Source organism: Paeniglutamicibacter sp. GQ140 (assembly GCF_059759235.1).
On record NZ_JCAXDW010000015.1, the window covers coordinates 36,354 to 61,282 of the forward strand.

Annotated in this window: 21 protein-coding genes; 16 read left to right on the forward strand and 5 right to left on the reverse strand. The window is 67.0% G+C overall.

All coding sequences use genetic code 11. The features are described 5' to 3' along the window. The first annotated feature begins 21 nt into the window (after positions 1-21). Both AC6CHY_RS17550 and thpD read left to right on the forward strand, forming a co-directional pair. Positions 22-426 carry an ectoine synthase gene (locus AC6CHY_RS17550; RefSeq protein WP_217387024.1) on the forward strand — a complete coding sequence of 135 codons (405 nt, stop codon included), beginning with the start codon at positions 22-24 and terminating at the stop codon, positions 424-426. 144 nt (positions 427-570) lie between these two features. Beyond that, complete coding sequence (gene thpD, locus AC6CHY_RS17555) at positions 571-1,470, forward strand: ectoine hydroxylase (RefSeq protein WP_217387025.1); 900 nt, start codon at positions 571-573, stop codon at positions 1,468-1,470. On the opposite strand, the gene AC6CHY_RS17560 is transcribed toward thpD, so the two are convergent. Further along, complete coding sequence (locus AC6CHY_RS17560; RefSeq protein ID WP_498227564.1) at positions 1,434-1,922, reverse strand: pyrimidine dimer DNA glycosylase/endonuclease V; 489 nt, start codon at positions 1,920-1,922, stop codon at positions 1,434-1,436. The genes thpD and AC6CHY_RS17560 overlap by 37 nt on opposite strands. An 87-nt stretch (positions 1,923-2,009) precedes the next feature. On the opposite strand from AC6CHY_RS17560, the gene AC6CHY_RS17565 reads away from it, so the two are divergent. The 5 genes from AC6CHY_RS17565 to AC6CHY_RS17585 all read left to right on the forward strand — a co-directional run bounded on the left by AC6CHY_RS17565 (position 2,010) and on the right by AC6CHY_RS17585 (position 9,413). Further along, positions 2,010-2,441 carry an acyl-CoA thioesterase gene (locus AC6CHY_RS17565; protein WP_498227565.1) on the forward strand — a complete coding sequence of 144 codons (432 nt, stop codon included), beginning with the start codon at positions 2,010-2,012 and terminating at the stop codon, positions 2,439-2,441. Positions 2,442-2,604: 163 nt separating this feature from the next. After that, a complete protein-coding gene (locus AC6CHY_RS17570; protein WP_498227566.1) occupies positions 2,605-4,047 on the forward strand; it encodes a DUF3375 domain-containing protein in 1,443 nt (480 codons plus the stop codon). Beyond that, positions 4,044-4,682: a DUF4194 domain-containing protein gene (locus tag AC6CHY_RS17575; RefSeq protein WP_498227567.1), complete on the forward strand. Its 639-nt coding sequence runs from the start codon at positions 4,044-4,046 to the stop codon at positions 4,680-4,682. The genes AC6CHY_RS17570 and AC6CHY_RS17575 overlap by 4 nt, the downstream gene beginning before the upstream one ends. After that, positions 4,679-8,224 carry an ATP-binding protein gene (locus tag AC6CHY_RS17580; protein ID WP_498227568.1) on the forward strand — a complete coding sequence of 1,182 codons (3,546 nt, stop codon included), beginning with the start codon at positions 4,679-4,681 and terminating at the stop codon, positions 8,222-8,224. Before AC6CHY_RS17575 ends, AC6CHY_RS17580 begins: the two co-directional genes overlap by 4 nt. Then, entirely contained in the window at positions 8,214-9,413 is a 1,200-nt protein-coding gene (locus AC6CHY_RS17585; RefSeq protein WP_498227569.1) for a Wadjet anti-phage system protein JetD domain-containing protein, read from the forward strand. Before AC6CHY_RS17580 ends, AC6CHY_RS17585 begins: the two co-directional genes overlap by 11 nt. Positions 9,414-9,531: 118 nt before the next feature. Here AC6CHY_RS17585 and AC6CHY_RS17590 read toward each other — a convergent pair whose 3' ends face one another. After that, a complete protein-coding gene (locus AC6CHY_RS17590) occupies positions 9,532-11,040 on the reverse strand; it encodes a SulP family inorganic anion transporter (protein WP_498227570.1) in 1,509 nt (502 codons plus the stop codon). A 375-nt stretch (positions 11,041-11,415) separates the two neighbouring features. Here AC6CHY_RS17590 and AC6CHY_RS17595 point away from each other — a divergent pair, with 375 nt between their 5' ends. Then, positions 11,416-13,734, forward strand: a complete 2,319-nt coding sequence (locus AC6CHY_RS17595; protein ID WP_498227571.1) for a helix-turn-helix transcriptional regulator — start codon at positions 11,416-11,418, stop codon at positions 13,732-13,734. Between the two features lie 14 nt (positions 13,735-13,748). Here AC6CHY_RS17595 and AC6CHY_RS17600 read toward each other — a convergent pair whose 3' ends face one another. Beyond that, positions 13,749-14,405, reverse strand: coding sequence for an IclR family transcriptional regulator (locus AC6CHY_RS17600; protein ID WP_498227572.1), 657 nt, complete (start codon positions 14,403-14,405; stop codon positions 13,749-13,751). A gap of 265 nt (positions 14,406-14,670) precedes the next feature. Between AC6CHY_RS17600 and AC6CHY_RS17605 the strand changes: the two genes are divergently transcribed. From AC6CHY_RS17605 to AC6CHY_RS17620, 4 genes are all read left to right on the forward strand, one after another. Beyond that, positions 14,671-15,906: a CaiB/BaiF CoA transferase family protein gene (locus tag AC6CHY_RS17605; protein WP_498227573.1), complete on the forward strand. Its 1,236-nt coding sequence runs from the start codon at positions 14,671-14,673 to the stop codon at positions 15,904-15,906. A 1-nt stretch (position 15,907) separates the two neighbouring features. Next, positions 15,908-16,786: a hydroxymethylglutaryl-CoA lyase gene (locus AC6CHY_RS17610; protein WP_498227574.1), complete on the forward strand. Its 879-nt coding sequence runs from the start codon at positions 15,908-15,910 to the stop codon at positions 16,784-16,786. A 75-nt stretch (positions 16,787-16,861) separates the two neighbouring features. Then, positions 16,862-18,277: a 2-hydroxycarboxylate transporter family protein gene (locus tag AC6CHY_RS17615; RefSeq protein ID WP_498227575.1), complete on the forward strand. Its 1,416-nt coding sequence runs from the start codon at positions 16,862-16,864 to the stop codon at positions 18,275-18,277. A 28-nt stretch (positions 18,278-18,305) separates the two neighbouring features. Further along, positions 18,306-18,839, forward strand: a complete 534-nt coding sequence (locus AC6CHY_RS17620) for a gamma carbonic anhydrase family protein (RefSeq protein ID WP_498227576.1) — start codon at positions 18,306-18,308, stop codon at positions 18,837-18,839. 228 nt (positions 18,840-19,067) lie between these two features. Here the strand turns inward: AC6CHY_RS17620 and AC6CHY_RS17625 are convergent, their stop codons facing one another. Continuing rightward, complete coding sequence (locus AC6CHY_RS17625) at positions 19,068-20,054, reverse strand: GlxA family transcriptional regulator (RefSeq protein ID WP_498227577.1); 987 nt, start codon at positions 20,052-20,054, stop codon at positions 19,068-19,070. 112 nt (positions 20,055-20,166) lie between these two features. Here AC6CHY_RS17625 and AC6CHY_RS17630 point away from each other — a divergent pair, with 112 nt between their 5' ends. The 3 genes from AC6CHY_RS17630 (at position 20,167) to AC6CHY_RS17640 (ending at position 23,533) form a co-directional block, all read left to right on the forward strand. After that, positions 20,167-20,805, forward strand: coding sequence for an HD domain-containing protein (locus AC6CHY_RS17630; protein ID WP_498227578.1), 639 nt, complete (start codon positions 20,167-20,169; stop codon positions 20,803-20,805). Positions 20,806-21,200: 395 nt separating this feature from the next. Continuing rightward, complete coding sequence (locus AC6CHY_RS17635; RefSeq protein ID WP_498227579.1) at positions 21,201-22,658, forward strand: benzaldehyde dehydrogenase; 1,458 nt, start codon at positions 21,201-21,203, stop codon at positions 22,656-22,658. Positions 22,659-22,735: 77 nt separating this feature from the next. Then, complete coding sequence (locus tag AC6CHY_RS17640) at positions 22,736-23,533, forward strand: dioxygenase family protein (RefSeq protein ID WP_217387037.1); 798 nt, start codon at positions 22,736-22,738, stop codon at positions 23,531-23,533. Positions 23,534-23,560: 27 nt separating this feature from the next. On the opposite strand, the gene AC6CHY_RS17645 is transcribed toward AC6CHY_RS17640, so the two are convergent. Next, positions 23,561-24,154 (reverse strand): GNAT family N-acetyltransferase, encoded by a 594-nt coding sequence (locus AC6CHY_RS17645; RefSeq protein WP_498227580.1) that lies wholly within the window; start codon positions 24,152-24,154, stop codon positions 23,561-23,563. Between the two features lie 104 nt (positions 24,155-24,258). On the opposite strand from AC6CHY_RS17645, the gene AC6CHY_RS17650 reads away from it, so the two are divergent. Then, a complete protein-coding gene (locus AC6CHY_RS17650; protein ID WP_498227581.1) occupies positions 24,259-24,900 on the forward strand; it encodes an NADPH-dependent F420 reductase in 642 nt (213 codons plus the stop codon). Positions 24,901-24,929 lie beyond the last annotated feature (29 nt).

Consider the following 24,929-nt stretch of genomic DNA (forward strand, 5'->3'; position numbering starts at 1 on the left):
ATCGATCCCCTTGGAGGACACATGCTGGTTACCAACCTGAACGACCTGAACGACACCGACCGCGACGTCAAGTCGGAGACCTGGCGCAGCCGCCGCATGGTGCTTGCGGGGGAGGGCGTCGGCTTCTCCTTCCACGACACCGTGATCTACGCCGGGACCACCTCGACGTTCCACTATGCCAACCACATCGAGGCCGTGTACTGCGTGCAGGGCGAGGGGACGCTGACCAACGAGGAGACCGGTGAGGTGCACCAGTTGGGCGACGGCACCATGTACCTGCTCAACGGCAATGAGAAGCACACCGTGCGCGCCACCACCGAGCTGCGCATGGCCTGCGTGTTCAACCCGCCGGTGACGGGCCGCGAGGTCCACGACGAGAACGGCGTCTACCCGCTGGTCGTCGAAGAGGCGGTTTCGGCTTCCTGACCCGCATCGGGGGCCATTCGCCCCCCCGTGGACTTGCCTGCCCCACGGGGCAGGGCAGTGCGATGTGCCGGCCCCGAAGGGTCCGGCACATCCGTGTCTGCGCGGTACGGCGCAGACAAGTTAAAAAACCGAGGAGGAACGGACATGACGGAGACATTGCGTCGCCACCACGATGCGTATCCAACACGAACAGGCAGCAACTACACGGTGCTTGATCGCCCGGGCCCGGTGGCCTGGGGAACCGCCGCCGATGGACCCATTGACGCGCAGACCCTGCAGGGTTTCGAGTCCAAGGGCTATCTGGCCATCGACCAGCTGGTGGACCCCGAGGAGTTGGAGGTTCTCCGGGTGGAACTGCGCCGGATGTCGGAAGACCCGTCGGTGAGGGCCGACGAGCGGACCATCATCGAGGCGAAGTCCCAGGAGGTGCGCTCGATCTTCGACGTGCATCGGACCAGCGAGGTCTTCAAGAAGATCGCCAACGACCCCCGCGTTGTGGGCCGGGCCCGGCAGATCCTGGGCTCGGAGGTCTATATCCACCAGTCTCGGGTGAACTTCAAGCCTGGCTTCGAGGGCAAGGAATTTTCCTGGCACTCGGACTTCGAGACCTGGCACGCCGAGGACGGCATGCCGGACCCGCGGGCGGTGAGCATCTCGATCTCGCTGACCGACAACTACACGTTCAACGGGCCGTTGATGATCATGCCCGGCTCGCACAAGAAGTTCATTTCCTGCGGTGGCGAAACGCCGGAGGACAACTACAAGAAGTCCCTCATCATGCAGGGAGCAGGAACCCCTGACAAGGAGACGCTGACCCGGTTCGCCGATGAATACGGGATTGACGTGCTCGAGGGCAAGGCCGGCGGGGCAGTGATGTTCGATTCGAACTGCATGCACGCCTCGAACGGCAACGTGAGCCCGTACCCGCGCTCGAACATCTTCATCGTGTTCAACAGCGTCAAAAACACGTTGGTCGAACCGTTCGGCGCGGACCAGCCGCGCCCGGACTACATCGGGGTCCGGGACTTCACCCCGGCCGGCTGACTCCGGCGTCCGGCTTCGGGCCGTTCCCAGGACTCGATGTCCCCGGGGACGGCCCCGAAGGCGGGATGCAGCCGGGGCGGGTCGGCAGCCGCCAGCAGGGATTCGCGTTCCGGATCGCGCACGGCCAGCTTGGCCAGCAGGTGTTCGCTTTCGTAGCCGACCTGGCCGGCGGCCACGGTGAGCATCTGCACCGGGCCGTCCGCCGGCGGGTGCAGGATGAGGGCGCGGTTGAAGTTGTAGCCGCGCGCGTCGGCCTCCCGGGCCAGGCCCTCCAGGTAGTTCCCGACCGCCGCGAGCGGATCCGCGGCGGCGCGGAAGCGCACGAGTTGCGGGTGGTTCCGGTAGCCGGAGGTCCTCCCGTCCAGCACCTTCTGCGCCAGCAAGGTCTCGCGCCAGCCGGCGAGCAGGCCCTTGGTGTCCAGGTACGTGGGGTGCAAGCTCCAGAGACGCATTCATCCAGCCTAACGGGGCGGACGCCTCGGCGACCCGCGGACTTCATGTTCTGCGCGCTTTTCCCGCACTCTGGTGCAATGGGATCCATGAGCGAAAACCATGGTGCCGGCACTCCGGCACCGATCGACATTGAATTGCAATTGCGCTGGTCCGACGAGGACGCGTTGGGGCACGTGAACAACGCCCGCATCGTCACGCTGATGGAGGAGGCGCGCCTGCGCTGGACGCAGCCGCGGGGCAAATCGGGCCGCTTCCCGCACGGCACCGTCGTGGCCTCGCTGCGGCTGGACTACCTGCGTCCGCTGTACTACCAGCCGACCATGCTAATCCAGTTGACAGTGGTGCGCATCGGCACCAAGTCGTTCTCCCTGCGGCATGTGGGAATCCAAGACGGGCAGCCGGTCTTTGACGGCACCACGGTCATGGTTCCGCTGGCCGCGGACGGGGTCTCCTCGCGCGCGCTCAACGACCTCGAGCGCGGCTGGCTCGAAAGTGCTTACGTCGAGGCCAACGCCTGATTGCAGTTCGGTCAGCACTGTTCGGCGAGGCCCCGCCGGAAGGTCACCCGCAGCATGTCGCGCCACGGGGCCAACCTGTCGCCAACGCTCCCTATGATGGTGGGGGACGGGCCGCCTGGCCGGGGGAGCGCCGTTGGATCGTTGAGGAGAGGGGGCGGAAGACGTGGACTACTACGCCGTACACGGGCTGCGGGAAAACCACCCGGGGTGGGCCTTGCTGCGCGCGGACCACGCCCCGCTGGTAGTTGCCTTCTTCGCCGCGGCCTTCATCGAACCGAACCGCCGCAATATCCCGCGCCGCGAGCTGATCGACGCGCTCGAAGACGTGCTGTTCATGGTCCGCGATCAGCAGGGCGAAACCGTATTCCCGCGCAGCGCTGCGGAATACCTGGACAACTGGGCGGCGCCGGAGAAGGCCTGGCTGCGGAAGTTCTACATCGAGAACCAGGACGAGCCGATCTTCGATTTGACGCCTACCACCGAGGACGCGGTGCGCTGGGTCCAGTCCCTGCAGGGGCGGGAATTCGTGGCCACCCAGTCGCGGCTGACCGGAATCTTCGCGCTGCTCAAGACCCTGGTGCAGGGCTCGGAAACCGACCCCCAAGTGCGCCTGGCCCAGTTGGAGGCCGAACGCTCCGCCATCGACGAGAAGATCGCGGCCGTGATCGCCGGTGACATGCCGGTGATGACCGGCCCGGAGGCCCTTGACCACTATCAGCAGCTGCGCGCCCAGGCTCAGGACCTGCTCTCGGACTTCCGCGAGGTCGAAGCGAACTTCCGCGACCTTGACCGCAAGGTCCGCGAACGCATCGCCACCTGGGAAGGCAGCCAAGGCGAGCTGCTCGACGCGATCTTTACCAACCATGAGGACATCTCCGGTTCGCTGCAGGGTAGGACCTTCCAGGGGTTCTGGGACTACCTGATGTCCCCGGCCCAGCGCGCGGAACTGTCCGACCTGCTGGAAAAGGCCACCCGGATCCCCACGCTGTCGAACGTGGACGGGGTTGGGGAGATCGTGAACCTGCAGCGCGACTGGCTGCCGGCGGTCGAACAGACCCAGGGCACGGTGCGCCGGCTCTCCTCTCAGATGCGCAGGCTGCTCGACGACAAGGTTTTCCTGGAGAACAAGCGCATCATGCAACTGATCCGCAGCATTGAATCGAACGCGCTCGCGCTGCGCAACGACCCGCCCCCGGGTCCCGTGACCGAGATCGCGGCGCAGCAGGCGGAGGTCTCGCTGCCCTTCGAGCGCCCGCTCTACAAGCCCGGGACGCAGGTGGTCATCGACGATGCGGTGGCGCTCGCCGAGGACACCGACGTCGATTCCAGCGCGCTATTCGACCAGTTCTATGTGGACCGGGCCGAACTCCAATCGAACATTGACGAGGTCCTGGAGCAGCTGCCGCAGGCGAGCCTCGGGCAGGTCCTTGAACTGCACCCGCTGGACAAGGGGCTGGCCGAGGTCGTCACCTATTTCCAGATAGCTGCCGAATCCGGCTGGGCGGACATCGACGCCTCACGCACCCAGACCCTTTCCTGGAGAACCAACACCGGGGCGCGGCGCGAAGCCACGGTGGAACACGTAACCTTTGTGAGGCCCTCATGACCCTGGATGAAGCACTGCCCTTCGAGATCGAGGAGGGCACGGCCGGCGACGGTGCCGGGGCCCCGGCGGGCACCGACGCGCTGTCGCTGGTGCTCACCCACCTGCTCAAGGGCGTGATTTACCGGGAAGCGGACCCCAAGCTGTGGCAGGAACTGGGGGAGAACGTCGCCACGGCCCGCGACTACGTCGCGGTGCTCGGGCTGGAGCTCTTCCACGACGACGTCGAGGGCTACGCGTTCCTGCGCTCGAACCAGGAGGAGGACTCCAAGTTGCCGCGGCTGGTCGCACGGCGGCCGCTGACCTTCCATGTCTCGCTGCTGCTGGCGCTGTTGCGGGTGCGGTTGGCGGAGTTCGACCAGCAGACCTCCGAGGCCCGGCTGGTGATGACCCGCGAGCAGATCGCGGAGATGGTCTCGGTGTTCATGCCCGAAACCAGCAACGAGGTGCGCTTGTTCGAGCGGCTGAGCACCTCCATCAAGCAGGTCGCGGAACTGGGCTTCCTGCGTAAGCTGCGCGGCACCGATGAGCACTACGAGGTCCTGCGAATCATCAAGGCGTTCGTGGATGCGCAGTGGCTCAACGAGTTCGATGCGCGCTTGGCCGACTACCGCGCGGCGCTGGAGGGAACGGAATGAACCAGATGGAAGTTTTTGGTGGCCAGGGCTCGCTCTTCGGACGGGATCAGGACTCGCTCTTTGACCAGGTACCCAACGGCCGTGCTCCGGTTGCCGCGGCAGGCAGGGACGCCGCCGCCGGTGAACCGGCGCTTCCGGCCCGGACGCTCCCCGCGCCCGAGGCCGCCTCGGCGCAGGAGCAACACACCGAGGCGTTCGAGCTCGAGGGCCTGGAACCCGGATTCCGTCTGCGCAGGCTGGAGATCCTGAACTGGGGCACCTTTGACGGGGAGGTGCGCCGCTTCATCCTGGACGGGAAGAACTCGCTGCTCACCGGCGACATCGGCTCGGGCAAATCCACGGTAGTCGACGCGATCACCACGCTGCTGTTACCGGCGCACCGCATCGAGTTCAACAAGGCAGCGGGCGCGCAGAAGAAGGAGCGCTCGCTGATGTCCTACGTGCGTGGCTTCCACAAGTCCGAACGCGGCGCATCGGAGTCCTCCAAGCCCGTGGCGCTGCGCAAGCCCGGGTCCTACACCGTGGTGCTGGGCGTGTTCGGCAACGCGGAGCTGGACAAGGCAGTCACCCTGGCCCTGACGCTCTGGGCCACCCAGGAATCCGGCCAGCCCAACCGCTTCTACTCGCTGGCCGAGGGCGACCAATCGATCACCGGGGATTTTGCGGACTTCGGCGGAGACGCTTCCAAGCTCAAGCGGCGTTTGCGCGGCACTGCCGGTGTCACTGTCTTTGACACCTTCGACTCCTACGAGTCTGCGTTCAAGCGCCAGTTCGGGATCACCGGGTCGCAGGCCATGGACCTGTTCCACCGCACGGTGTCGATGAAGCAGGTGGAGAACATCACCGGCTTCGTGCGCACCAACATGCTTGACGACGACGATGTGGCCGAGAGGATCAAGAACCTGATCGAGCACTTCGACGACTTGAAAAAGGCCCACGACGCAGTGCGCCGGGCCAAGGACCAGATCGAAATGCTGACCCCGGTGCGCGATCACTCGGCCCGGCACAGCGAGCTGGATGCACAGGAGAAAACCAGCCGCGCGCTGCGCGATGAGCTGACCCCGTGGTTCATGTCGCGGCAGCTGGAACTGAGCTTGGAACACCAGGCGGAGCTTGGACGCACCGCGGCGCGGCTTGCGCGTGAGTCGGAAGCCAAGAAGGCGCAGGCGGCCACGGCACAGGAACAGCTGGCCGTCGTCCGCGATGATATCCGTACCCAGGGCGGCGGAAGGCTTGCCGCCATCGATTCCGAGATCCATGCGGCGCGCGCCGAGCAGGAACGACAGAAAACCAAGGCAGCAAGCTACGACGCCTCGGCCGCGTTGCTGGAGTTGGCCGAGGTGCGCAACCAGGTTGATTTCGATGCGAACGTTGCTGCGCTGCCGGCAACCACCTCCCGGTTGGAGGAGGAGAGCGCGCGGCTTCAGCAGGAACATGCGCTCCTGCTTGGCCAGGAGCAGGAATGCGCGGCGGAGGAAACAGCGCTTGCGGAGGAGCATGTTTCCTTGCTGGCACGGCAAAACCTGCTGCCGCGCGAGCAGCTGGAGATCCGCCGCCGGCTCTGCGAGGGCCTGGGCCTGGAGGAAACGGCGCTCCCGTACATCGGCGAACTGTTGCGGGTTCGTCCCGCCGAGCAGCTCTGGGAGAGCGCCGCGGAACTGACCCTGCGCGGGTTCGCGCTGTCCTTGTTGGTCCCGCATGAACGCTATTCAGAGGTCTCCAACTGGGTGGATGCGAACAACCTGCGTGGGCGCCTGGTCTACCGGAAGGTCGACGAAGGCCCGGTGCGCGGGGCGGAACAGAAACCCGGGACACTGGCATCCAAGATCGAGATCAAGGGCGGGACGCAGTTTCGTGCGTACCTGCTGGCGGAGTTGAACAGGAACTTTGACCACCAGTGCTGTGAATCGTTGGAGGACTTCCGCCGGCACTCCCGGGCTTTGACGGCCAACGGGCAGCTGAAAACAGGCGGCGGACGGCACGAGAAGGACGACCGGCCGGGCCGCAGGGACCCGCGGAACTTCGTGCTGGGGTGGGACAACCACGAGAAGATTCAGGTGGTTCGCAAGGCCCTGGACGAAGCAAAGGCACGGCGCGGTGGAGCCAGGCTGCGCATTGATGCGCTGCTGGAGAAGTTGGGTGACCTGGGATTGGCCCAGCGCGCCATCGGCAGTGTCGAGGGCGTGAAATCGTTTACCGAGATCAGCTGGCAGCTCACGGCACGCGAGATCGATCGGCTCGAGGCAGAACACCGGGAGCTGTCGGGTGCCAACGACCAGCTCTCGCTGCTGGCCACCAAGGAAGCCGAGCTGGTGCTCAGCGCCAGGAAGCTGGCGGAACAGCTGGAGGTGCTGATCGACCGCGGGGGCCGGAACAAGCAGGCAATCGAGGACATCGAGGTCGCGATTGAGGGGTGCCGCGATTCCCTGGCCGAAACCCCGGCCAGCAACGGCACCCAGGTGCTCGAGGAGCTGGCGCGACTAACCGCCGAAGCGCTGGGCGAAGCCGAACTGAACTACCGCAACACCACCACCACCGAGCGGACGGTGCGCGAGCAGCTGACCAACCGCATCGACGGCCTGAACAGGCAGGTGATCAGGGCCGGGGAAAACACCTTGAACCGGATGTCGGAGTTCAGGGCCAAGTACCCCGAGGAGTGTACGGACATCGACAATTCGCTTCAGGCCGCCCCGGAGTTCGTCGCGCTGCTCGAGCGGCTCCAAAAGGACGACTTGCCGCGCTTCGCCACCCGGTTCAAGGAGGCGCTGAACCAGAACACCATCAACGAGATTGTCGCGTTCAACGCCTTCCTCGATGCGCGCAAGACCGACATCACCGGGCGCATCGGGCAGATCAACGCGTCGCTCGCGCAGATCGACTACAACGCCGGCAGGCACATCCAGCTGGAACACGACCAGTCCACCGACCCGGAGATCCGCGAGTTCATCGTGGATCTGCGATCGTGTTCCGAAGGGACGCTGGGGGAGTCCGAGCAGTACTCGGAGCTGAAGTTCGCCCAGGTCTCCAAGCTGGTGGAACGCTTCCGTGGCCGCGAGGGGCTTACCAGCCTGGACCAACGGTGGACGGCGAACGTCACCGACGTGCGCAACTGGTTCACGTTCAGCGCCTCCGAGCGCTGGAGCGAAACGGGCGAGGAATTCGAGCACTTCACCGATTCCGGCGGCAAGTCCGGCGGGCAGAAGGAAAAGCTGGCCTACACGATCCTTGCCGCGGCGCTGGCCTTCCAGTTCGGGCTGGGCGGGCGCAAGTCCGGCAAGACCGAGGCCAAGCGGAACTTCAGGTTCGTGGTGATCGACGAGGCCTTCGGCCGGGGTTCGGACGAGTCAGCCCGCTACGGATTGGAATTGTTCCGGCAAATGAAGTTGCAGCTGCTGATCGTCACGCCGCTGCAGAAGATCCACGTGATCGAGCCGTTCGTGGCGCACGTGGGGTTCGTCGACAACCCCTCCGGCCAGGCATCGCACCTTCGGAACATGAGCATCCAGGAGTACCGGGCGCAGAAGGAACTCCGTGGCAACTAAGGCAGCGGGCTGGACGGACACGGCGGGGTTGCGGGCCGCCTGCCTGAAGTCGTGGGAGCGCGGTGAGCTGTTGCGCGAGCTGCTGCAGCCCTCGGGTGCCTATCCGCGCCGGCGCACGCTGAAGTCGCCGGCGGCAGGGGACTTGAGGCAGCGCTTTGCCGAGGCGAGGGACTGGGCCCGGGAACTGCATGCCGGGGCCAAGCATTACCGCCTGGAGACCCGGAGTATCGGGCACCAGAGCATCGGGGCGAACGACGTTCCGCATGCTGCGTGTTTCGACTCGGTCGAAGACGAGATCACCTTCACGGGCAAAAGCAGGGAATCTGCCGCATTCCTGAAATTCGCTGCCGAGCTCGAAGCGGCGGAACCCGGCCTTCATCCGTGGGTGTTGGCCAAGCCGTTCCAGCTCCTGGCGCTGGGAGATGACGCGTTTGTTGTCGCAAAGGTGGCCCGGTGGCTGGCGGAAAATCCGCAACCCGGCATCTACGTGCGCCAACTCGCATTGGCCGGCGTGCACACCAAATTCGTGGAAAAACACGTGCGCACCATCGACGAAATGGCCGCGGTCCTCACGGGTGTCCAGGCCCCGCGCAGTTCCTCGATGAAGTCGTTCAGGACGCGCCACGGCTTTACTACCGAGCCAGATAAGGTGCGCATGCGCGCGCTGGCAGCGATCCTGAATGCGCCGGGCGGGGCGGAGGACGTGGAAATCCCCGCCGAGGCCTTCGAGAAGTTGGCACTGGCGGTGAAGTCCGTGATCGTCACGGAGAACAAGACGAACTTCCTCGCGCTGCCGTTGATGCCGGACACGCTGGTTGTCTTCGGCGGTGGCTACGGATTCAGCGGACTGGGCGCGGCCGGGTGGGTGCGCGATTGCGACGTCGTGTACTGGGGAGACCTGGACACGCATGGCTTTGCCATCTTGAACCAGCTGCGTTCGCACCATTCGCACGTGCGCAGCGTCTTGATGGATAAGGAAACGCTCATGGACCACCGCGCTTTCTGGGGTGTGGAGACCAGTCCGTCGAAGGGCACCCTTGTCCACCTGGATGCGGCCGAGGCACAGCTCGTCGGTGAACTGGCCTCGGGCGTCCACGGGGAGCGGATCCGGTTGGAACAGGAGCAGGTCAACTGGACCTATGCGCTGGCGCGCATCGGGCCTGCCTGCGGGTGGGACGCCACATACTGACGGCAGGTTGGTCTGTTCGCAATGCTTTCTCTATATTGCGGCCGACGGTCGCCAAATCCGGGAGGGCTGTCGGTTGCCGATGGTGACCCGGGGGAGAAGGAGTAAGGCTCCCAGGCGGTCAGCCCAGGTGCCCGGCCATGCGCTCCTTCATGGCCGCGCTCGCCTCGTTCAGGCCCACGATCTCCACCCGCTTGCCGCCGGCCTCGTACTTGGCGGTGATCGCCTCGAGCGCCGCGAGCGTGGAGACGTCCCAGAGGTGCGAGGCGTGCATGTCGATGAGAACGTGTCCCGGGTCCAGGGCGTACTGGAACTGCGTGTACAGGTCGTTGGACGAGGCAAAGAAGAGCTCGCCGTTGACCGTGTAGGTGGCGGTCTCGCCCGCGGCATCCACTGTTCGCTTGACGGTGACGAAGTGCGCCACGCGGCGGGCGAAGAGCACCATCGCGGTGAGCACTCCGGCTCCCACGCCCACGGCCAGGTTGTGCGAGGACACCGTGGCCACCACGGTGATGAGCATGACCGAGGTTTCGCTCTTGGGCATGCGGCGCAGCGTGGAGGGCCGGATGCTGTGCCAGTCGAAGGTCGCCCACGACACGAAGATCATGACCGCGACCAGCGCAACCATCGGGATCAGCGCCACGACGTCGCCGAAGACCACCACCAGCACCAGCAGGAAGACACCCGCCAGGAACGTGGAGATCCGGGTCCGGGCCCCGGAGGCCTTCACGTTGATCATGGTCTGGCCGATCATGGCGCAGCCGCCCATGCCGCCGAAGAACCCCGTGACCAGGTTGGCCACGCCCTGGCCCCAGGCCTCGCGGGTCTTGTTGGACGCGGTGTCGGTGACGTCGTCGACCAGCTTCGCGGTCATCAGCGACTCGAGCAGACCCACGAAGGCCACCGCCAGCGCGTAGGGGGCAATGACCCTGAAGGTCTCGAGGTCCAGCGGGATCTGCGGGAAGAACAGCTCGGGAAGGGAGGAAGGCAGCTCGCCCTTGTCGCCCACCGTCGGCACCGTGAGCGAGGCCAGGACGGTGATCAGGGTGAGCGCCACGATCGCCACCAGCGGGGCCGGGACCCTCGTGGTGAGCCGCGGCAGCCCGAAGACGATGAGCAGGGCCAGAAGCAGCAGCGGGTAGACCAGCCACGGCACGTCCATGAGCTCGGGCAGCTGGGCGATGAACACCAGGATCGCCAACGCGTTGACGAAACCGACCATGACCTGGCGGGGGATGAAGCGCATCAGCTTCGCGACGCCCAGCACCGCCAGCAGGACCTGGAACACGCCCGCCAGCAGGATCGCCGCGACCAGGTAGTGCACGCCGTGGCTTGCCACCAGCGGTGCGATCACCAGCGCCACCGCCCCGGTGGCCGCCGAGATCATCGCCGGGCGGCCGCCGACCACCGCGATGGTCACCGCCATGGTGAAGGCGGAGAACAACCCGACGCGCGGGTCGACCCCGGCGATGATCGAGAACGCGATCGCCTCCGGGATCAGCGCGAGCGCCACCACCAGCCCGCCGAGGATCTCCACGCCCAGCAACCGCGGGGAACGCAGGGTGCGCAGCACCGATTGGCGTTCAAGGGGAGTCGGCGCGGCGCCTGGCGCGGCGGACAGGGAGGGCATAGGGGGTCCGTTCAGAAGAAGTGTGGTCAGGGGGCGTGCGGGGAGGGCAACACGCCTGCGACGCGGCTCGGGGATTAAGCCCAATTCTAGGCGAGTCGGGGTATTGCGGCTGGCAGATGTGTTGGAACGGACAATCCCCGGGCCCTGCCCCATGGCTTCGGCAGCCCGGCGCGGCACCGGACTCCCTGACTGCCGCGGGCGCACCGCAAGGAGGTTCAGGTGCCGTTCCAGAGGGTCAAAACGGCGTGCCGTCGCTTAGGATGAGGTATCAAATCGCCCGCCGCAGTGTTGCCGGGCGGCATCGTTGGTATGGCTCCCTGAACCGTCGCCTCGGCACGCAGGGGGTCGGGTCGAGAGGACAAGGAAGAAGGTGGCATGGGGGCCCCATTCGACCGGCAGGCCATACACCCGGCCATCGCGAGATTCCTCGCCTGGGACGACTCCGGCTACAGGTTGCTCTTCATCCGCGCCGCCGCCGGCACCGGACGAGACACCTTCGCCCGCTCGTGGATCGGGAACCGTTCCGGGGAGCTGCTTGACTTCTCCGGCGGGGGAATCGACGTGGCGGCCGAAACGGACCGGCTGGTCGATCGGCTGCGCGCGGACAAGGCGCTGCATCTGGCCGTCATCCTGCCTCCGGGCGCCTCCATCTGGGAACTGGCCTCGCGGGCCCCCTGCCGGGTGGCAAACCATCGCGACCTGCTGCTGGATGCCGGGGAGACGGAGCAGCTCATTGGCGCCGGGGCACGAGTCGGCCAACTCGACGCCCACCGCATCCACGAGTTGTCCGGAGGGTGGTTTGCCGCGACCCGGGTCCTGGCCGCCGATCCGCAGGCCCAAAGCCGCGCGCAGCAGATCATCCGCAACGGCCTGGCCGTCTGGCTGGCCAACCGCGACCCCGACGGGGAATTGTCCGAGGCCGCGTTCCTGCCCGCGTTCGACCGGCGCACCGTGGAGGCGTTCTACGGGGAATTTTCCTTGGTGGTCCATACCCTGGAGGAGCTCGTCGAGGCGGGGCTGGTGCAGTCCGACGGGCGCGGCGGCTGGATGATGCCGCTGATGGTGCGCAAGGTGCTCGCCGAACGGGTCGGGCTGCGCGGGCGTGAACGCATTGCCGTCCTGGAGCAGGCCGCCGTCAACGCGATGGCCGCGACCCGCGGGGTGGGCGAGGCCGTGGATTCGGCCGTGGCGCGCCGCAGCTGGCCTGCCCTGTTGAACCTGCTGCTGGAACGGTGGGTGGACATCTTCATCGGCAACCCCCGGCAACTGGGCGTGATTGCGGCCAAGATCCCGCGCTTCATTTCCGAGCAAACGGAGTACATGCGCGTCGGCCTGCGCATCCTCGGCCAGAGTGACCGGGACGGGATGGCCCAGCAGCTCCCGGGGTTCGAACCCGACTACGACACCAACCAAACGGCCCAGCGCCTGCACCGGGACACCCTGCGGCTCTACCGCAAGCCCAATGCCCACGCCCTGACAGTGGGCATCCTGGAGATGCTCCATTTGCGGCTGGCGGGTCTGTATGAGGAGGCCGCCGTGGCAGGCACCCGGCTGCGCGACGCGTTGCACCGGGCGCTCGATACCCAACGGGTCAACCCGGCACTGGTGTCGCTGATTGAACTCCAAATCGGCATCTCGCTTCAGCTGGCCGGCCGGGACGTGCAGGCGCGGGCGGCCTATGAGCGGGGATTCCACTGGGCGCAAGTTTCCGGAAAGGCCTTCCTGCTGGCGGACCTGGCGGGAAAGCTTGCCCTGCTCGATGTCCTAGAAGGCGGCAGCGACACGGCGCTGCGCTGGCTGGCCGAGCACGATGCAGCCATCGGGGACGTCGGGTGGGGGCGGAAGATGGTGGAGCGCACCGCGATGATGGCCCGGGCGTTCCTGGCCCTGGCCCGCCTCGACTACGCGGGATTCGACGAGGTGATGGAGACCCTGCCACCCATGGTGGACAACGACGAATTCTGGTCGGTGCATGCCCAACTGCTGGCCCTGCAAAAACTCAATGCCGGCATCTTTGACGCGGCCAGGACACTGATCTCTTCACTGCGCCGGGATCGTCGCTTCGCGGCGGCCGCGCCCCTGGCGCGGCGGCTTTTCGACGACACGCTCCTGTTGGCCGAGATCCTGGAAAGCGGCGGCGTGCGCAGCGGAACCGGGATCGAAAACAGGGATCCGCTGCTGGTGGCGCTCGGCCACCTGCTGGGCGGGAATCCCGACGCGGCCCTGGCGGCCCTGCAGGAAGTCCCGCCCACCGGGGGCATGCGATGGCGGGGAAACCTGGCGCTGTACCTAGATATCGCCGCCCGGAACCCCCTGGGCCCGACGCCGGCGGCGTTGCTGCGCGTGAAGCAGCAGCACCGGGACTCGGGAGTCTTGTATGAACTCGCGATCCTGGGCATGGTTCCAGGATGGTCAGAGGTGGGCAGGTCCCTGGACCTGGAGCCCGACGAACTCCAACGCCTGGGATATGCGCTGGATCTCGCGCCGGCGCCGTTGCCCAGGCGGCCGGTCCTAACCGTGCGGGAGCAGGAGATCTTGAGGCAATTGCGCGCGGGAATGACGCGGCGGCAGATCGCCGAGGCGGGCTACCGGTCCGAAAACACCGTCAAGACCCAGATGCGCAGCCTCTATCGGAAGTTGGAGGCCTCGGACGTGGAACAGGCGTTGGAAAACGCGCGGGCCTGGGGTCTCTGAGCGCCCGCCAATCACTACAGTTGCTTGGCCGTTTCCAGTTCCGTGCCGACCATCCGTGCCGCCCGGGCCAGGTTCTCCCCGAAGTCCCGGCCGGGGGAGACCTCAACCCGACTCAGTGGCATGGCCAGGCACAGCGTGGCAATCATCTGGTCGCGCAGCATCACGGGCGCGCTGACCGAGCCCAGGCCGGGGGTGCGCCGGCCCACCGATTCGACCCATCCGTGTTCTTCCACGGACTCCAGGGCCTCGGGGTCGTGGGACAGCAGCCGCCCGCTCGAACCGTTGGGCAGCTCCAGCGCGGATCCCGCCGGAAGGGTGGCCTTGAGTTCGTGTTGGCTGTCCACCGTCACCCGGCAGATGCGCCGTTCTCCCCGGCGAATCCACAATTGCGCCGTCTCCCCGGTGACGTTGCGCAGCTCCGTGAGGATGGGGGTCGCGATGGATTCCAGCGCGGTGCGCACGAAGCGGTGGCCCAGCTTGAAATCGCCGTCGTCGATGCGGCGCAGGAACCCATACTCCACCATGGACAGGGCCAGGCGGTGGACAGTCGACACCGACAATCCGGTGCGCCGTCCCAGTTCGCTGGCCGAGGCGGAGGAACCCTCCACCGCGTCAAGGACCATGGCAACGCGTTCAAGCATGCGGTTGCTGGTGGTTGCCGGCTCGGCCATGGCTGACTCCTGGTGTTTCGGTTGGAGGGCGGGAATCGTTTCCCCGACCATGCTATGTGACGTGCTTTTCCGGAATTGCGGAACGAGCAGGTGAGGGAGCCATTCGATCCCGGCGTCACAGGTCCCGGGAGGCCCTCGGGGCAGTTATTGCCGACGCGCCCCTTGCTGTGCGCTGGATCACTTGCTATGGTCTTCCTGCTCACAAGGAATCATATCCCACTGTATGGGAAGTTCTGAAGAAGTCACCGAATAAAGGGCCACAACCATGACTGAAAATCTCCACCTCCCGGGCAGCACCCTGCCGCTCGAGGGAATCCGCGTACTGGAACTCGGAAGCTTCATTGCCGCCCCGTTCGCCGCACGGCTCTTCGGTGACTTCGGGGCCGAAGTCATCAAGATCGAAAAGCCCGAGGGCGGCGACGAGCTGCGCGACTGGCGCAAGACCCGCGGCACCACCTCGATGCTTTTCCGCACCATGGGGCGCAACAAGAAATCCGTCGCGCTGGACCTGCGCAGCGAGCTGGGCCGCGAGGCCGTCCTGCGGATCGTGGCCAAGACCGACGTCGTGATCGAGAACTTCCGCCCGGGCACCCTGGAAAAGTGGGGACTGGGCCCCGAGGAACTGCACGCGGCCAACCCGAACCTGGTCATGGTCCGCATCTCCGGCTACGGCCAGACCGGCCCGTACAAGAACCGTGCCGGATTCGGCAGCTCCGCCGAGTCCTTCGCCGGCCTGCGCTACATCACCGGCGAACCGGACCGCCCGGCGGGCCGCGCGGCAGCCAGCGTCGGGGACACCGTCTCGGGTCTCTACGGCGTGATCGGCGCACTGATGCTGATGTTCCAGAAGGCCCAGGGCGTGAAAAGCGAGGGCCCGCAGATCGTCGACGTGGCGCTCTACGAGGGCGTCTTCTCCCTGCTCGAATCCCTGGTCCCGGACTACGACGCCTACGGCATGGTCCGCAAGCGCACCGGCGGCGCGCTTCCCGGCGTTGTGCCCACGGGCTCCTACCCGTGCGGGGACGAGCTGGAAGTGGTGATCGGCGGGAACTCGAACTCCGTGTTCGTCCGCCTCATGAAGGCCATCGGACGCGACGACCTGGCCGCCGACGAAACCCTGCTGACCACCGAGGGGCGCGGCGCGCGCGAAGAGGAGCTCAACGGCGCCATCGCCGCCTGGACCTCCTCGAAGCCGCTGGCCGAGGTGCTCACGGCACTTGACACCGCCGGCGTCCCCGCCGGACCGGTCTACGACGCCCCCTCGATCGCCAAGGACGAGCACTACCTGGCCCGCGACATGATCCAGACCCACGAGGTCATCATCGAGGACGAGCCGGAACTCATCCGCTTCCCGGGCGTGGTCCCCAAACTCCCCGGGCACGAGGGCCGCGTGAACTGGATCGGCCCGGAGCTAGGCGAACACACCCACGAGGTCCTCGCGGACCTCGCCGGCCTGAGCACCCTCGAAATCAACTCGCTCGGCGCCAAGGAGAAGAACTGACATGCGGATCCAGATCACCGACGTCTTCCTGCGCGACGGGCTGCAGGACGAAAAAGTCATCGTCTCCACGTCCGACAAGCTCGAAATCGCAGACGCGCTGCTTGCCGCTGGGGTGAAGCGGCTCGAGGTCGCCTCGTTCGTCAACCCGGCCCGCGTGCCGCAGATGGGTGACGCCGCGGCAGTGCTGGCGGGGTTGCCGGCCGGCAGCGGGGCGACATTCACCGCCCTGGCCCTGAACGGCAAGGGGATCGTGCGTGCAGTTGCGGCCGGCGCCACCGATCTCCAGGTAGTGACCTCCGCCAGCCAGGCCCACAGCAGCGCCAATGCCGGATCCAGCATCGAGCAGGCGCTCGAATCCCTGGGCTCCGACGTGGCGGCCCATCCCGGCATCAACTTCTTCGCCGGGATCTCCACCGCCTTCACCTGCCCCTTCGAGGGCGAGATCGATCCCGGCCACCTGCTGCGCGTGGTGCGCGGGTTCAAGGCCATGGGCATCACCCAGATCGGCCTGGCAGACACCCTGGGCACCACCCCCACCGGGCGGCTCATGGAGTCGGTGCGCCACATCCAGGACAAGGAGCCGGAGCTGACCTACTACCTCCACCTGCACAACGCCCACGGGCAGGCGCTGGACACCGTCGATGCGGCGATCGAAGCGGGCATCACCCGCTTCGACAGCGCGCTGGGAGGCTACGGCGGCTGCCCATTCGCCCCGGGTGCCGCCGGAAACCTCGCCACCGAGGAACTCGTGGCGCACCTGCACGCCGCAGGGCACGAGACAGGCATCGACGAGGCCGCGCTCACCCGGGCCGTGCAGCTGGGCCGCGACGCGGTCTCCAACTCTCCGGCACTTGAGTCCAACGCCCTGACCGGGCACTAACACCACTCCCATCCACCGCACACCGCAAGACTCCGCCCGGAGCCCGGTGCGCCCCATCATTCTGCGAGGACGACGATGTCTCAGATTGAAAACCCCACCCCCACCCTTGACGGCCAACACCCCGACGAGCCAGGCGTCCAGCGACGCGTGGAGGCCACCGTCGGCAAGCTGCGCGGCACGCACTTTGCCGGCCCGCGCGGCACCCGGATCGCCAGCCTGCCGGCGGCGCTCTTCATCGTGCTGGCCGCCATGGTGTTCATCGCCGCGGCCACCGGCAAGCTGCCCGATTCCATGCTCTCGGGCTTCACCGTCACGATCCTGCTCGGCGGGCTGCTGATCTGGATCGGCAACCTGTTCCCGGTGGTGCGCGACTTCGGCCTGCCCACGGTGCTGTGCACTTTCATCCCCGCCACGCTGATGTCCTTCAACCTGCTGCCGGCGAACCTGGTGGAGGTCGTGGCGAACTTCGTCAAGGGACACGGCTTCCTGGACTTCTTCGTCATCACCATCATCGCCGGCTCCATCCTGGGCATGCCGCGCGCCCTGCTGCTGAAGGCCGGACCGCGCTTCGCGGTGCCGCTGGTCGGCTGCCTGGTCGCCACCTTCGTGCTCGTCGGGCTGCTGGGCGCGGCCACCGGCTTCGGGTTCATGGAGGGCATCCTGTTCATCGCCGCCCCGATCATGGCCGGCGGCCTGGGCGTGGGCGCACTGCCCATGAGCGAGATGTACGCCTCCCGCACCGGCCTGGACTCCGCGACGTTCATGGGGGACCTGATGTCCGCCGTCGTGGTCGCCAACATCGTGTGCATCATCATCGCCGGCATCTACAACGGCCTGGGCAAGACCCGCAAGCAGTTCTTCGTCGGCTTCAACGGCCACGGCGAGCTGATGCGCATCAAGGGCAAGAAGTCCGAGCTTTCCCTGCCCCCGAAGAACGAGGCCTCCTCGTTCATCGCCCTGGGCAAGGGCCTGCTCTTCGCGGGCGCGCTGTTCATCTTCGGCCAGCTGGTCGGCTCCTACCTCGAGGTCCTGCACCCCTACGCCTGGACCATCATTGCCGCCGCCGCGGTGAAGATCTTCGGCTGGCTGCCCAAGGACATCGAGGAATCCACCGCCGACTGGGGCGACATGGTGGGTGCCACCATGGTCCCGGCGCTGCTGGTGGGCGTGAGCATCAGCTACATCGACATGGGCGAGGTCGTTGCCTCGCTGAGCAACCCGAAGTTCATCGTGCTGACCGTTGCCACGGTGCTGATCGCGACCCTGACCTCCGGCATCCTGGGCTGGCTCATGAAGTTCAACTTCGTCGAGGCCTCCATCACCCCGGGCCTGGTCATGGCCGACACCGGCGGCAGCGGAGACGTCGCGGTGCTCAGTGCCGCAAACCGCATGCACCTGATGCCCTTCGCCGCGCTGACCAACCGGCTCGGCGGCGCCCTGGTGCTCTTCGTGACCTCGCTGCTGGTGCCGCTGCTGGCAATCTCCTCCTGATCCCGCACACTTACACAGAAAGAAGCCAATGGCCACCATCATCACCCTCGACGGAAAGACCCCGGAGATCGACGACACGGCCTGGCTGGCGCCAACCGCCGCCATCGTCGGGAACGCGGGCGTCGGCCCCGGATCCGGTGTCTTCTACGGCGCGGTGCTTCGGGCCGACACGGAATCCATCCGGATGGGCGCGCACAGCAACCTGCAGGACAACGCCGTGCTCCACGCCGACCCGGGCTTCCCGACAAGCATCGGGAACTTCGTGAACATCGGCCACGGTGCGGTGCTCCACGGCTGCACGGTGGGAGACGGGGCGCTGGTCGGGATGAATGCCACGGTGCTCAACGGCGCGGTGATCGGCGAGGGCTCGCTCATCGCCGCCAACGCGCTGGTGCTCGAGGGCACGGTGGTTCCGCCGCGCTCGCTGGTTGCCGGGGTGCCGGCCAAGGTGCGCCGCGAACTGACCGACGCCGAGGTGCAACATTGCCGAGCCAACGCCGAAACCTACGTGGAAATCACGCGGCGGCATGCGGCCGCGACGGCACAGGCCCTTGCCGTGTAATCTCGTGCAGCCGGCCACCAGGGACAAGGACCGGGATCCGGGCCGGATCGAGGGCGATTCACGCAACTCGTCCTCGACCGGCCCGGTGCCCATGCCGCGCAGCCGGCTCGGCCCATCGACAGCTGCCGGAAACGGGTGGCGACGCGAAACTCTCCATGCTGATCGATGGGACGCAGTCAAGAGCTCCGTCGCCGTTTGGCACCCGGGCCTTGCCTTGATGGCGGGCCGTCACCCGCCCGGCAAAACGCCGGGGACTGCGCGGACCTGCCGGGTCGTGGCAAAGCGGTCCCGGAAGCTGGTCGGGGTGGTGTCGAGTTGCCGGGCAAACGCGCGCCGCAGCGTCTCGTCGCTGCCGAAACCGCTGAGCTGTGCCACGAGCGTCATGGGGTGGCCGTCGAGGATGAGCGAGCGCGCCGCATCGACTCGCACCCGTTCGAGCCAGCGAGCCGGTGTCGTGCCGGCCTCGGCCTGGAAGATCCGGTTCAGGTGGCGCACGCTCACCCCGGCGGCCGCTGCCATCGAGGCGACGGTGTGCTCGTCGGCGGGATCGGCCACAACCGAATCCATGAGGGTGCGCAGCAACCCGTTCTGCACCGGCGGGGTGCTCAGTGCCGTGGAGAACTGGGCTTGGCCGCCGGGTCGGTGCATGAACACCACCAGTTCGCGGGCAGTCTCCCGTGCGGTCCGGACGCCGAGATCGTCCTCGACGATGGCCAGTGCCAAGTCGATGCCCGCGCTGATGCCGGCAGAGGTCAGGTAGCGGCCGTCGCGGACGTGGATGACGTCCGGTTCCACGTTGATGCGCGGATACCGTGCCGCCAGGGCATGCGCGTGCCGCCAATGGGTCGTTGCCCGCCGGCCGTTGAGGTAGCCCAGCTCGGCCAGGATGAACGCCCCGGTGCACACCGAGGCGACCCGCCGCGCGCCGCCGGCGAGGCCATCCACGGCTTCCAGGAGGTTCGGGGGCACCCCGCCGTCGGGGAGGGATGCCCCTCCGACGACCAGCAACGTGTCCACCTTTCCGGCATCGGCTGCAGCAATTGTCCGCGAGAGCTCCAACCCCGAGGAGGAAACCACCGGCCCTCCCGCGGGCGAGACGTAGGCGACCTCGTAGTGCTCCCGTGCGGGGTCGGCGAGGTTGAACACCTCTGCGGGCCCGCTGGCATCAAGCATGGTCATGCCGTCGAAGACCATCAGGCCGATTCGGAGGCTCATGTCCGAAATCGAGGGCAAGTAGGCAATAAAGACATGTCGCCAGCATAGCCCGCTCGGCCAGGATGGAGGGGACACCATTGGCAATACGAGTTCCAGAAGGCGGAAAGCACCCATGACCGAGTCCATTGCAGGTATCCGGATCCCCGACAGCAAGATGGCCCGCGACGCCACCGAGCTCCTGCGCGAGGTGGCCACCGAGCTCGTGTACAACCACTCCCGGCGCGTGTTCGTCTTCGGATCGCTGCGCGGCGCGGAGCAGGGGCTCGACTACGACCCCGAGCTGCTGTACATCGGGGCGATGTTCCACGACCTGGGCCTCACGGACAAGTACCGCCGCACCGACCAGCGCTTCGAGATCGACGCCGCCGACGAGGCGCGCCGCTTCCTGGGGGACTACGGAATCACCGGCGAAGCGGCGGACAAGGTGTGGTCGGGCATTGCGCTGCACACCACCCCGGAAATCCCGCTGCACATGGCGCCGGAGATCGCACTGGTCACCCGCGGCGTCGAGCTCGACGTGCTGGGACTCGGCTACGACGCGATCACCGACGAGCAGCGCAAGGCCGTCGTGGCGGCGCACCCGCGCCCGGATTTCAAGAACCAGATCCTGGCCGCGTTTGCCAACGGACTCAAGGACCGTCCCGACACGACCTTCGGCAACGTCAAGGCCGACGTGCTGGCCCACTTCGTCCCGGGATTCAAGCGAGGCGACTTCGTGGAGGTCATCCGGGGATCGGCCTGGGCCGAGTAGGCCGACCCGGGGCTCCCCGGTGCATGCACCTGCAACTTGGCGGCTCGCCTCAATGCGGCGGGCCGCCGAAGGCAAAGGCCAACCTCCGGGCGCCACGCAGGCCGTGTCCGCCCGAGTTCCCCCTGACCTGGAAGGGACGGCTCGGATGCAGACGGAGGCATCATTCGGCGGTCTGGAGATCCGGTCCCCGCGGCCGGGGAAGCGAAGTGGGCGGACTTGCCGGCAGTCACCAGGTGCCCTCGTCTGCCCATTCCATGGACTGGCACCGCGCCCTGGCATAGCGTGGAAAGCGCAGGGCGCGGAACAAGGCCAGGGCCGCCGGCGATGACTGAAAGCCCTGGCCCTGAATCCCGCACGACCTTGCCGGACAGCCACCGACCCGAAAAGGAGTCACCGTGTCATTGCTCGAGGAATCACTGTGGAGCTCAAAGATCAACATCAACGGCTGGGTGCAGGGGACGGCCGGAACCCGCGATGTCATGGAGCCGGCCACGGGAAACGTCCTGGGCAGCCTGGGCGTCGCCTCGGTCCAGGACGTGTTGCGTGCGGCAACCGCGGCCGCCCGGGCGCAGGTGGCGTGGGCGGCCAAGAAGCCCGAGGAGCGGGCCGCGGTACTGCGCCGGGCGGGGGATCTTTGGGAGGAGCACGCCCAGGAGATCCAGTCCTGGCTCGTCCGCGAGGCCGGAAGCATCCCGGCCAAGGCAGGACTTGAAACACATACCGCGGCCCAGGAATGCTGGGAGGCCGCCGCGCTTCCCTCCCACCCCCACGGCGAGGTGCTCACCTCCAACGAGGACCGCTGGTCCTTCGCCCGGCGCCGCCCCGCCGGCGTCGTCTCCGTGATCGCGCCCTTCAACTTCCCGCTGATCCTCTCCATCCGCTCGGTGGCGCCGGCGCTGGCCCTGGGCAACGCGGTGCTGCTCAAGCCCGACCCCCGCACGGCCGTCTGCGGTGGCGTGGCCTTGATGCGGATCTTTGAGGAAGCGGGCCTTCCCGCCGGCGTCCTCTCGTTGCTGCCCGGCGGCGCCGACGTCGGGGCCGCAGTGGTCGAGGCACCCGAGGTCCGGGTGGTGTCCTTCACCGGCTCCACCGCGGCGGGGCGCAAGGTCGGCGAGGCCGCGGCCCGGCACCTGAAGCGCGCCCACCTGGAGCTGGGAGGCAACAGCGCGCTGATCGTGCTTCCCGGCGCCGACCTGGCCAAGGCCGCCTCCGCCGGTGCCTTCGGTTCCTTCATGCACCAGGGACAGATCTGCATGAGCACCGGGCGCCACTTCGTCCACGAGTCGCTCCACGATGCGTACGTTGACGCGCTTTCCGGGAAGGCCCGGAACATCCCGGTGGGGGACCCGAACACCGGGCAGGTGGCGCTGGGCCCGGTCATCGACGAGCACCAGCTGGGAAACATCGACCACATCGTCCATGCCTCGGTGATGGCCGGCGGCCGGCTTGCCGCCGGCGGCACCTTCGACGGGCTCTTCTACGCACCGACGGTGCTGGCGGACCTGGCGCTGGACAATCCCGCCTTCAAGGAGGAGATCTTCGGCCCCGTCGCGCCGGTCGCGGCATTCGCCGATATCGACGAGCTCATCGAGAAGGTCAACGCCAACGAGTACGGCCTCTCGGTCGGCATCCTGGGCGAGGTGGGGATGGCCATGCGGATCGCCGACAGGCTGCACTCCGGCAAGATCCACATCAACGAGCAGACCGTCTCGGACGAGGCCAATGCCCCGTTCGGCGGCGTGGGCGCCTCGGGCACCGGGTCGCGTTTTGGCGGGGCCGCGGCGAACATCGAGGCATTCACCGAAACGCAGTGGCTGACCATGCGACCGGAGATTGCCGACTACCCGTTCTGACCGGATCTACTCCCGGCCAGAGATACCCACCCCGACATTGCTTGAAGCATCAACTAAATTTGGTGTATGCTTGTCGCATGACCACTGCAGCCGAACGCCCACCGGTACTCTTCCTCTCCCACGGCGCCCCGCCACTCGCTGACGACGCCACCTGGACCTCCCAGCTGGCCGGCTGGTCGGCGACCATGGAAAAGCCCAAGGACATCCTGATGATTTCCGCGCACTGGGAGAACGCGCCCGTTTCCCTGAGCGCCACCCACCAAAAGCAGGAGCTGGTCTACGACTTCTGGGGTTTCCCGCAGCACTACTACGACGTGCGCTACGACGCGCCCATGGCACCGGAGCTGGCCGACGAGGTCGCCCGGCTGACCGGCAACCACGGCCACCACGTGGAGCGCGACGAGACCCGCGGCCTTGACCACGGCGCCTACGTCCCGCTCAAGGAGATGTTCCCCGACGCGGACGTCCCGGTCGTGCAGATGTCGATGCCGACGCTGGACCCGCAGGGATTGTTCGAGCTCGGCCAGTCCCTGGCACCGCTGCGCGACCGCGGCACCATGATCATCGGCTCCGGCTTCACCACCCACAACCTGCGCTGGTTCAACCCGGCCGGGGGACCCGACACGACGCCACCGGCCGCCTCGAGCGAATTCGACCACTGGGCCGAAGAGGCCATGGCGCGCGGGGACGTGGATTCCATCCTGGACTTCCTGCACAAGGCCCCGGCCGCCCGCGAGGCGCACCCGCGCTCCGAGCACTGGGCGCCGCTCTATGTCGCCCTCGGCGCCGCCTATGCCTCCGGTGGCATCGAGGCCAAGACCGCCATTGACGGTTTCTGGTTCGGGCTGTCCAAGCGCTCCTGGTCGCTCACCTAAAGACGGGCTGCAGGGCCCGGTTCACCGTCAGAGGTCGCGGCGCATGATGAGCCGCGTCATCCTGCTGGCCACCGCGTCGGTGGTGCCGATGACGCGGAACCCTGCCTGTTCGAACATCGCCCGGGTTCCGACGAACGCCATGGTGGTGTCCATGCGCCCGTCCGGATCCACGGGGTGCGCCTCGATGGCCGGTGCACCGCGGGAAGCCGCGTACTCCACGGCCCCCTCCAGCAGGTGGGCCGTCACTCCCTGCCGCCGGTGACCGCTGCGCACCACGACGCAGATGATGCTCCACACCGGGACCTCGTCCACGGGACGGATCAACTTCGAGGCGGCCAGGCGGGGGATCTCGGCCCGCGGCCCGATGCTGCACCATCCGACGGGTTCGCCGTCGCGATAGGTGATGACCCCGGGCGGGTGCTCCCGCTCGCAGAGCCTGCGCATGGCGTGCTCGCGACTGCCGCCGCCGAGCTCGTTGATGTCCTTGACGCCCAGGCGGTGCGAGAGGCACCAGCAATGGGTGTCCCGCCGGGTCGGATTGATGACGTCGGCGAAATCCTCGAAGTTCTCCGGCGTGACAGGGTGGGTTTCCCACCGCGGACTCGTTGCGGTCTCGGCCATGGGACCATTCTGTCGTTTTACTTCGCGACCCGCCAAGTAGAGTCCACCGCGCAACCTGGAGACGCACGGGAATGTGACGCCCAGAGGGCATCGTTGGAACCCACATGACTGTCATCGGAATCATCGGAGCAGGACACATTGGATCCCAGGTCGCGCGCAAGGCCGTGCAACTGGGATATGACGTGGTCATCGGCAATTCGCGTGGGCCACAAACCCTCATGAACCTGGTGGCCGAACTGGGACCGCGGGCCCGTGCCGCCACTGCGACCGAGGCCGCGGAGGCGGGCGACTTCGCGGTGGCCACCATTCCGCTGGGGAACTACACGGACCTTCCCGTCGAAGCGCTGGCAGGAAAGATCGTGATCGACACGATCAACTACTACTGGGAGCGCGATGGCCGAATACCGGCGCTGGATGACGGTGAAGCCACGACTTCCGGCTTGGTCCAGGAACATCTGAAGGAATCCCGGGTGGCCAAGGGCTTCAACCACATCCTCGCCGCGGAAATCACGACCACCGGTGCACCGACCGGCATCGAAAATCGCCGTGCCTTAGCCACCGCGAGTGACCACGAGGACGCGGCGGCGCTCGTCACCCGACTGTACGACGAATTCGGCTTCGACACCGTCAACATCGGCCCGCTGGCCGAGAGCTGGCGGGTGGAGCGCGACCGCCCGTCCTACGTTGTGCGGCAAAACGCGGAAGAACTGACGGCCAACCTGGCCAAGGCGCCGCGGGTCATCTAGTTCGGCCCAACGCTTGGTTGTATAACGGT

Bases quoted from the DNA above. Each gene is read 5' to 3' on its own strand.
- AC6CHY_RS17620 (WP_498227576.1), top strand. From the start codon at position 18,306: ATGGCCACCATCATCACCCTCGACGGAAAGACCCCGGAGATCGACGAC.
- AC6CHY_RS17580 (WP_498227568.1), top strand. From the start codon at position 4,679: ATGAACCAGATGGAAGTTTTTGGTGGCCAGGGCTCGCTCTTCGGACGG.
- AC6CHY_RS17640 (WP_217387037.1), top strand. From the start codon at position 22,736: ATGACCACTGCAGCCGAACGCCCACCGGTACTCTTCCTCTCCCACGGC.
- AC6CHY_RS17600 (WP_498227572.1), bottom strand. From the start codon at position 14,405: ATGGCCGAGCCGGCAACCACCAGCAACCGCATGCTTGAACGCGTTGCC.
- AC6CHY_RS17590 (WP_498227570.1), bottom strand. From the start codon at position 11,040: ATGCCCTCCCTGTCCGCCGCGCCAGGCGCCGCGCCGACTCCCCTTGAA.
- AC6CHY_RS17625 (WP_498227577.1), bottom strand. From the start codon at position 20,054: ATGAGCCTCCGAATCGGCCTGATGGTCTTCGACGGCATGACCATGCTT.
- AC6CHY_RS17565 (WP_498227565.1), top strand. From the start codon at position 2,010: ATGAGCGAAAACCATGGTGCCGGCACTCCGGCACCGATCGACATTGAA.
- AC6CHY_RS17575 (WP_498227567.1), top strand. From the start codon at position 4,044: ATGACCCTGGATGAAGCACTGCCCTTCGAGATCGAGGAGGGCACGGCC.
- thpD (WP_217387025.1), top strand. From the start codon at position 571: ATGACGGAGACATTGCGTCGCCACCACGATGCGTATCCAACACGAACA.
- AC6CHY_RS17605 (WP_498227573.1), top strand. From the start codon at position 14,671: ATGACTGAAAATCTCCACCTCCCGGGCAGCACCCTGCCGCTCGAGGGA.
- AC6CHY_RS17650 (WP_498227581.1), top strand. From the start codon at position 24,259: ATGACTGTCATCGGAATCATCGGAGCAGGACACATTGGATCCCAGGTC.
- AC6CHY_RS17595 (WP_498227571.1), top strand. From the start codon at position 11,416: ATGGGGGCCCCATTCGACCGGCAGGCCATACACCCGGCCATCGCGAGA.
- AC6CHY_RS17560 (WP_498227564.1), bottom strand. From the start codon at position 1,922: ATGCGTCTCTGGAGCTTGCACCCCACGTACCTGGACACCAAGGGCCTG.
- AC6CHY_RS17645 (WP_498227580.1), bottom strand. From the start codon at position 24,154: ATGGCCGAGACCGCAACGAGTCCGCGGTGGGAAACCCACCCTGTCACG.
- AC6CHY_RS17610 (WP_498227574.1), top strand. From the start codon at position 15,908: ATGCGGATCCAGATCACCGACGTCTTCCTGCGCGACGGGCTGCAGGAC.
- AC6CHY_RS17550 (WP_217387024.1), top strand. From the start codon at position 22: ATGCTGGTTACCAACCTGAACGACCTGAACGACACCGACCGCGACGTC.
- AC6CHY_RS17630 (WP_498227578.1), top strand. From the start codon at position 20,167: ATGACCGAGTCCATTGCAGGTATCCGGATCCCCGACAGCAAGATGGCC.
- AC6CHY_RS17615 (WP_498227575.1), top strand. From the start codon at position 16,862: ATGTCTCAGATTGAAAACCCCACCCCCACCCTTGACGGCCAACACCCC.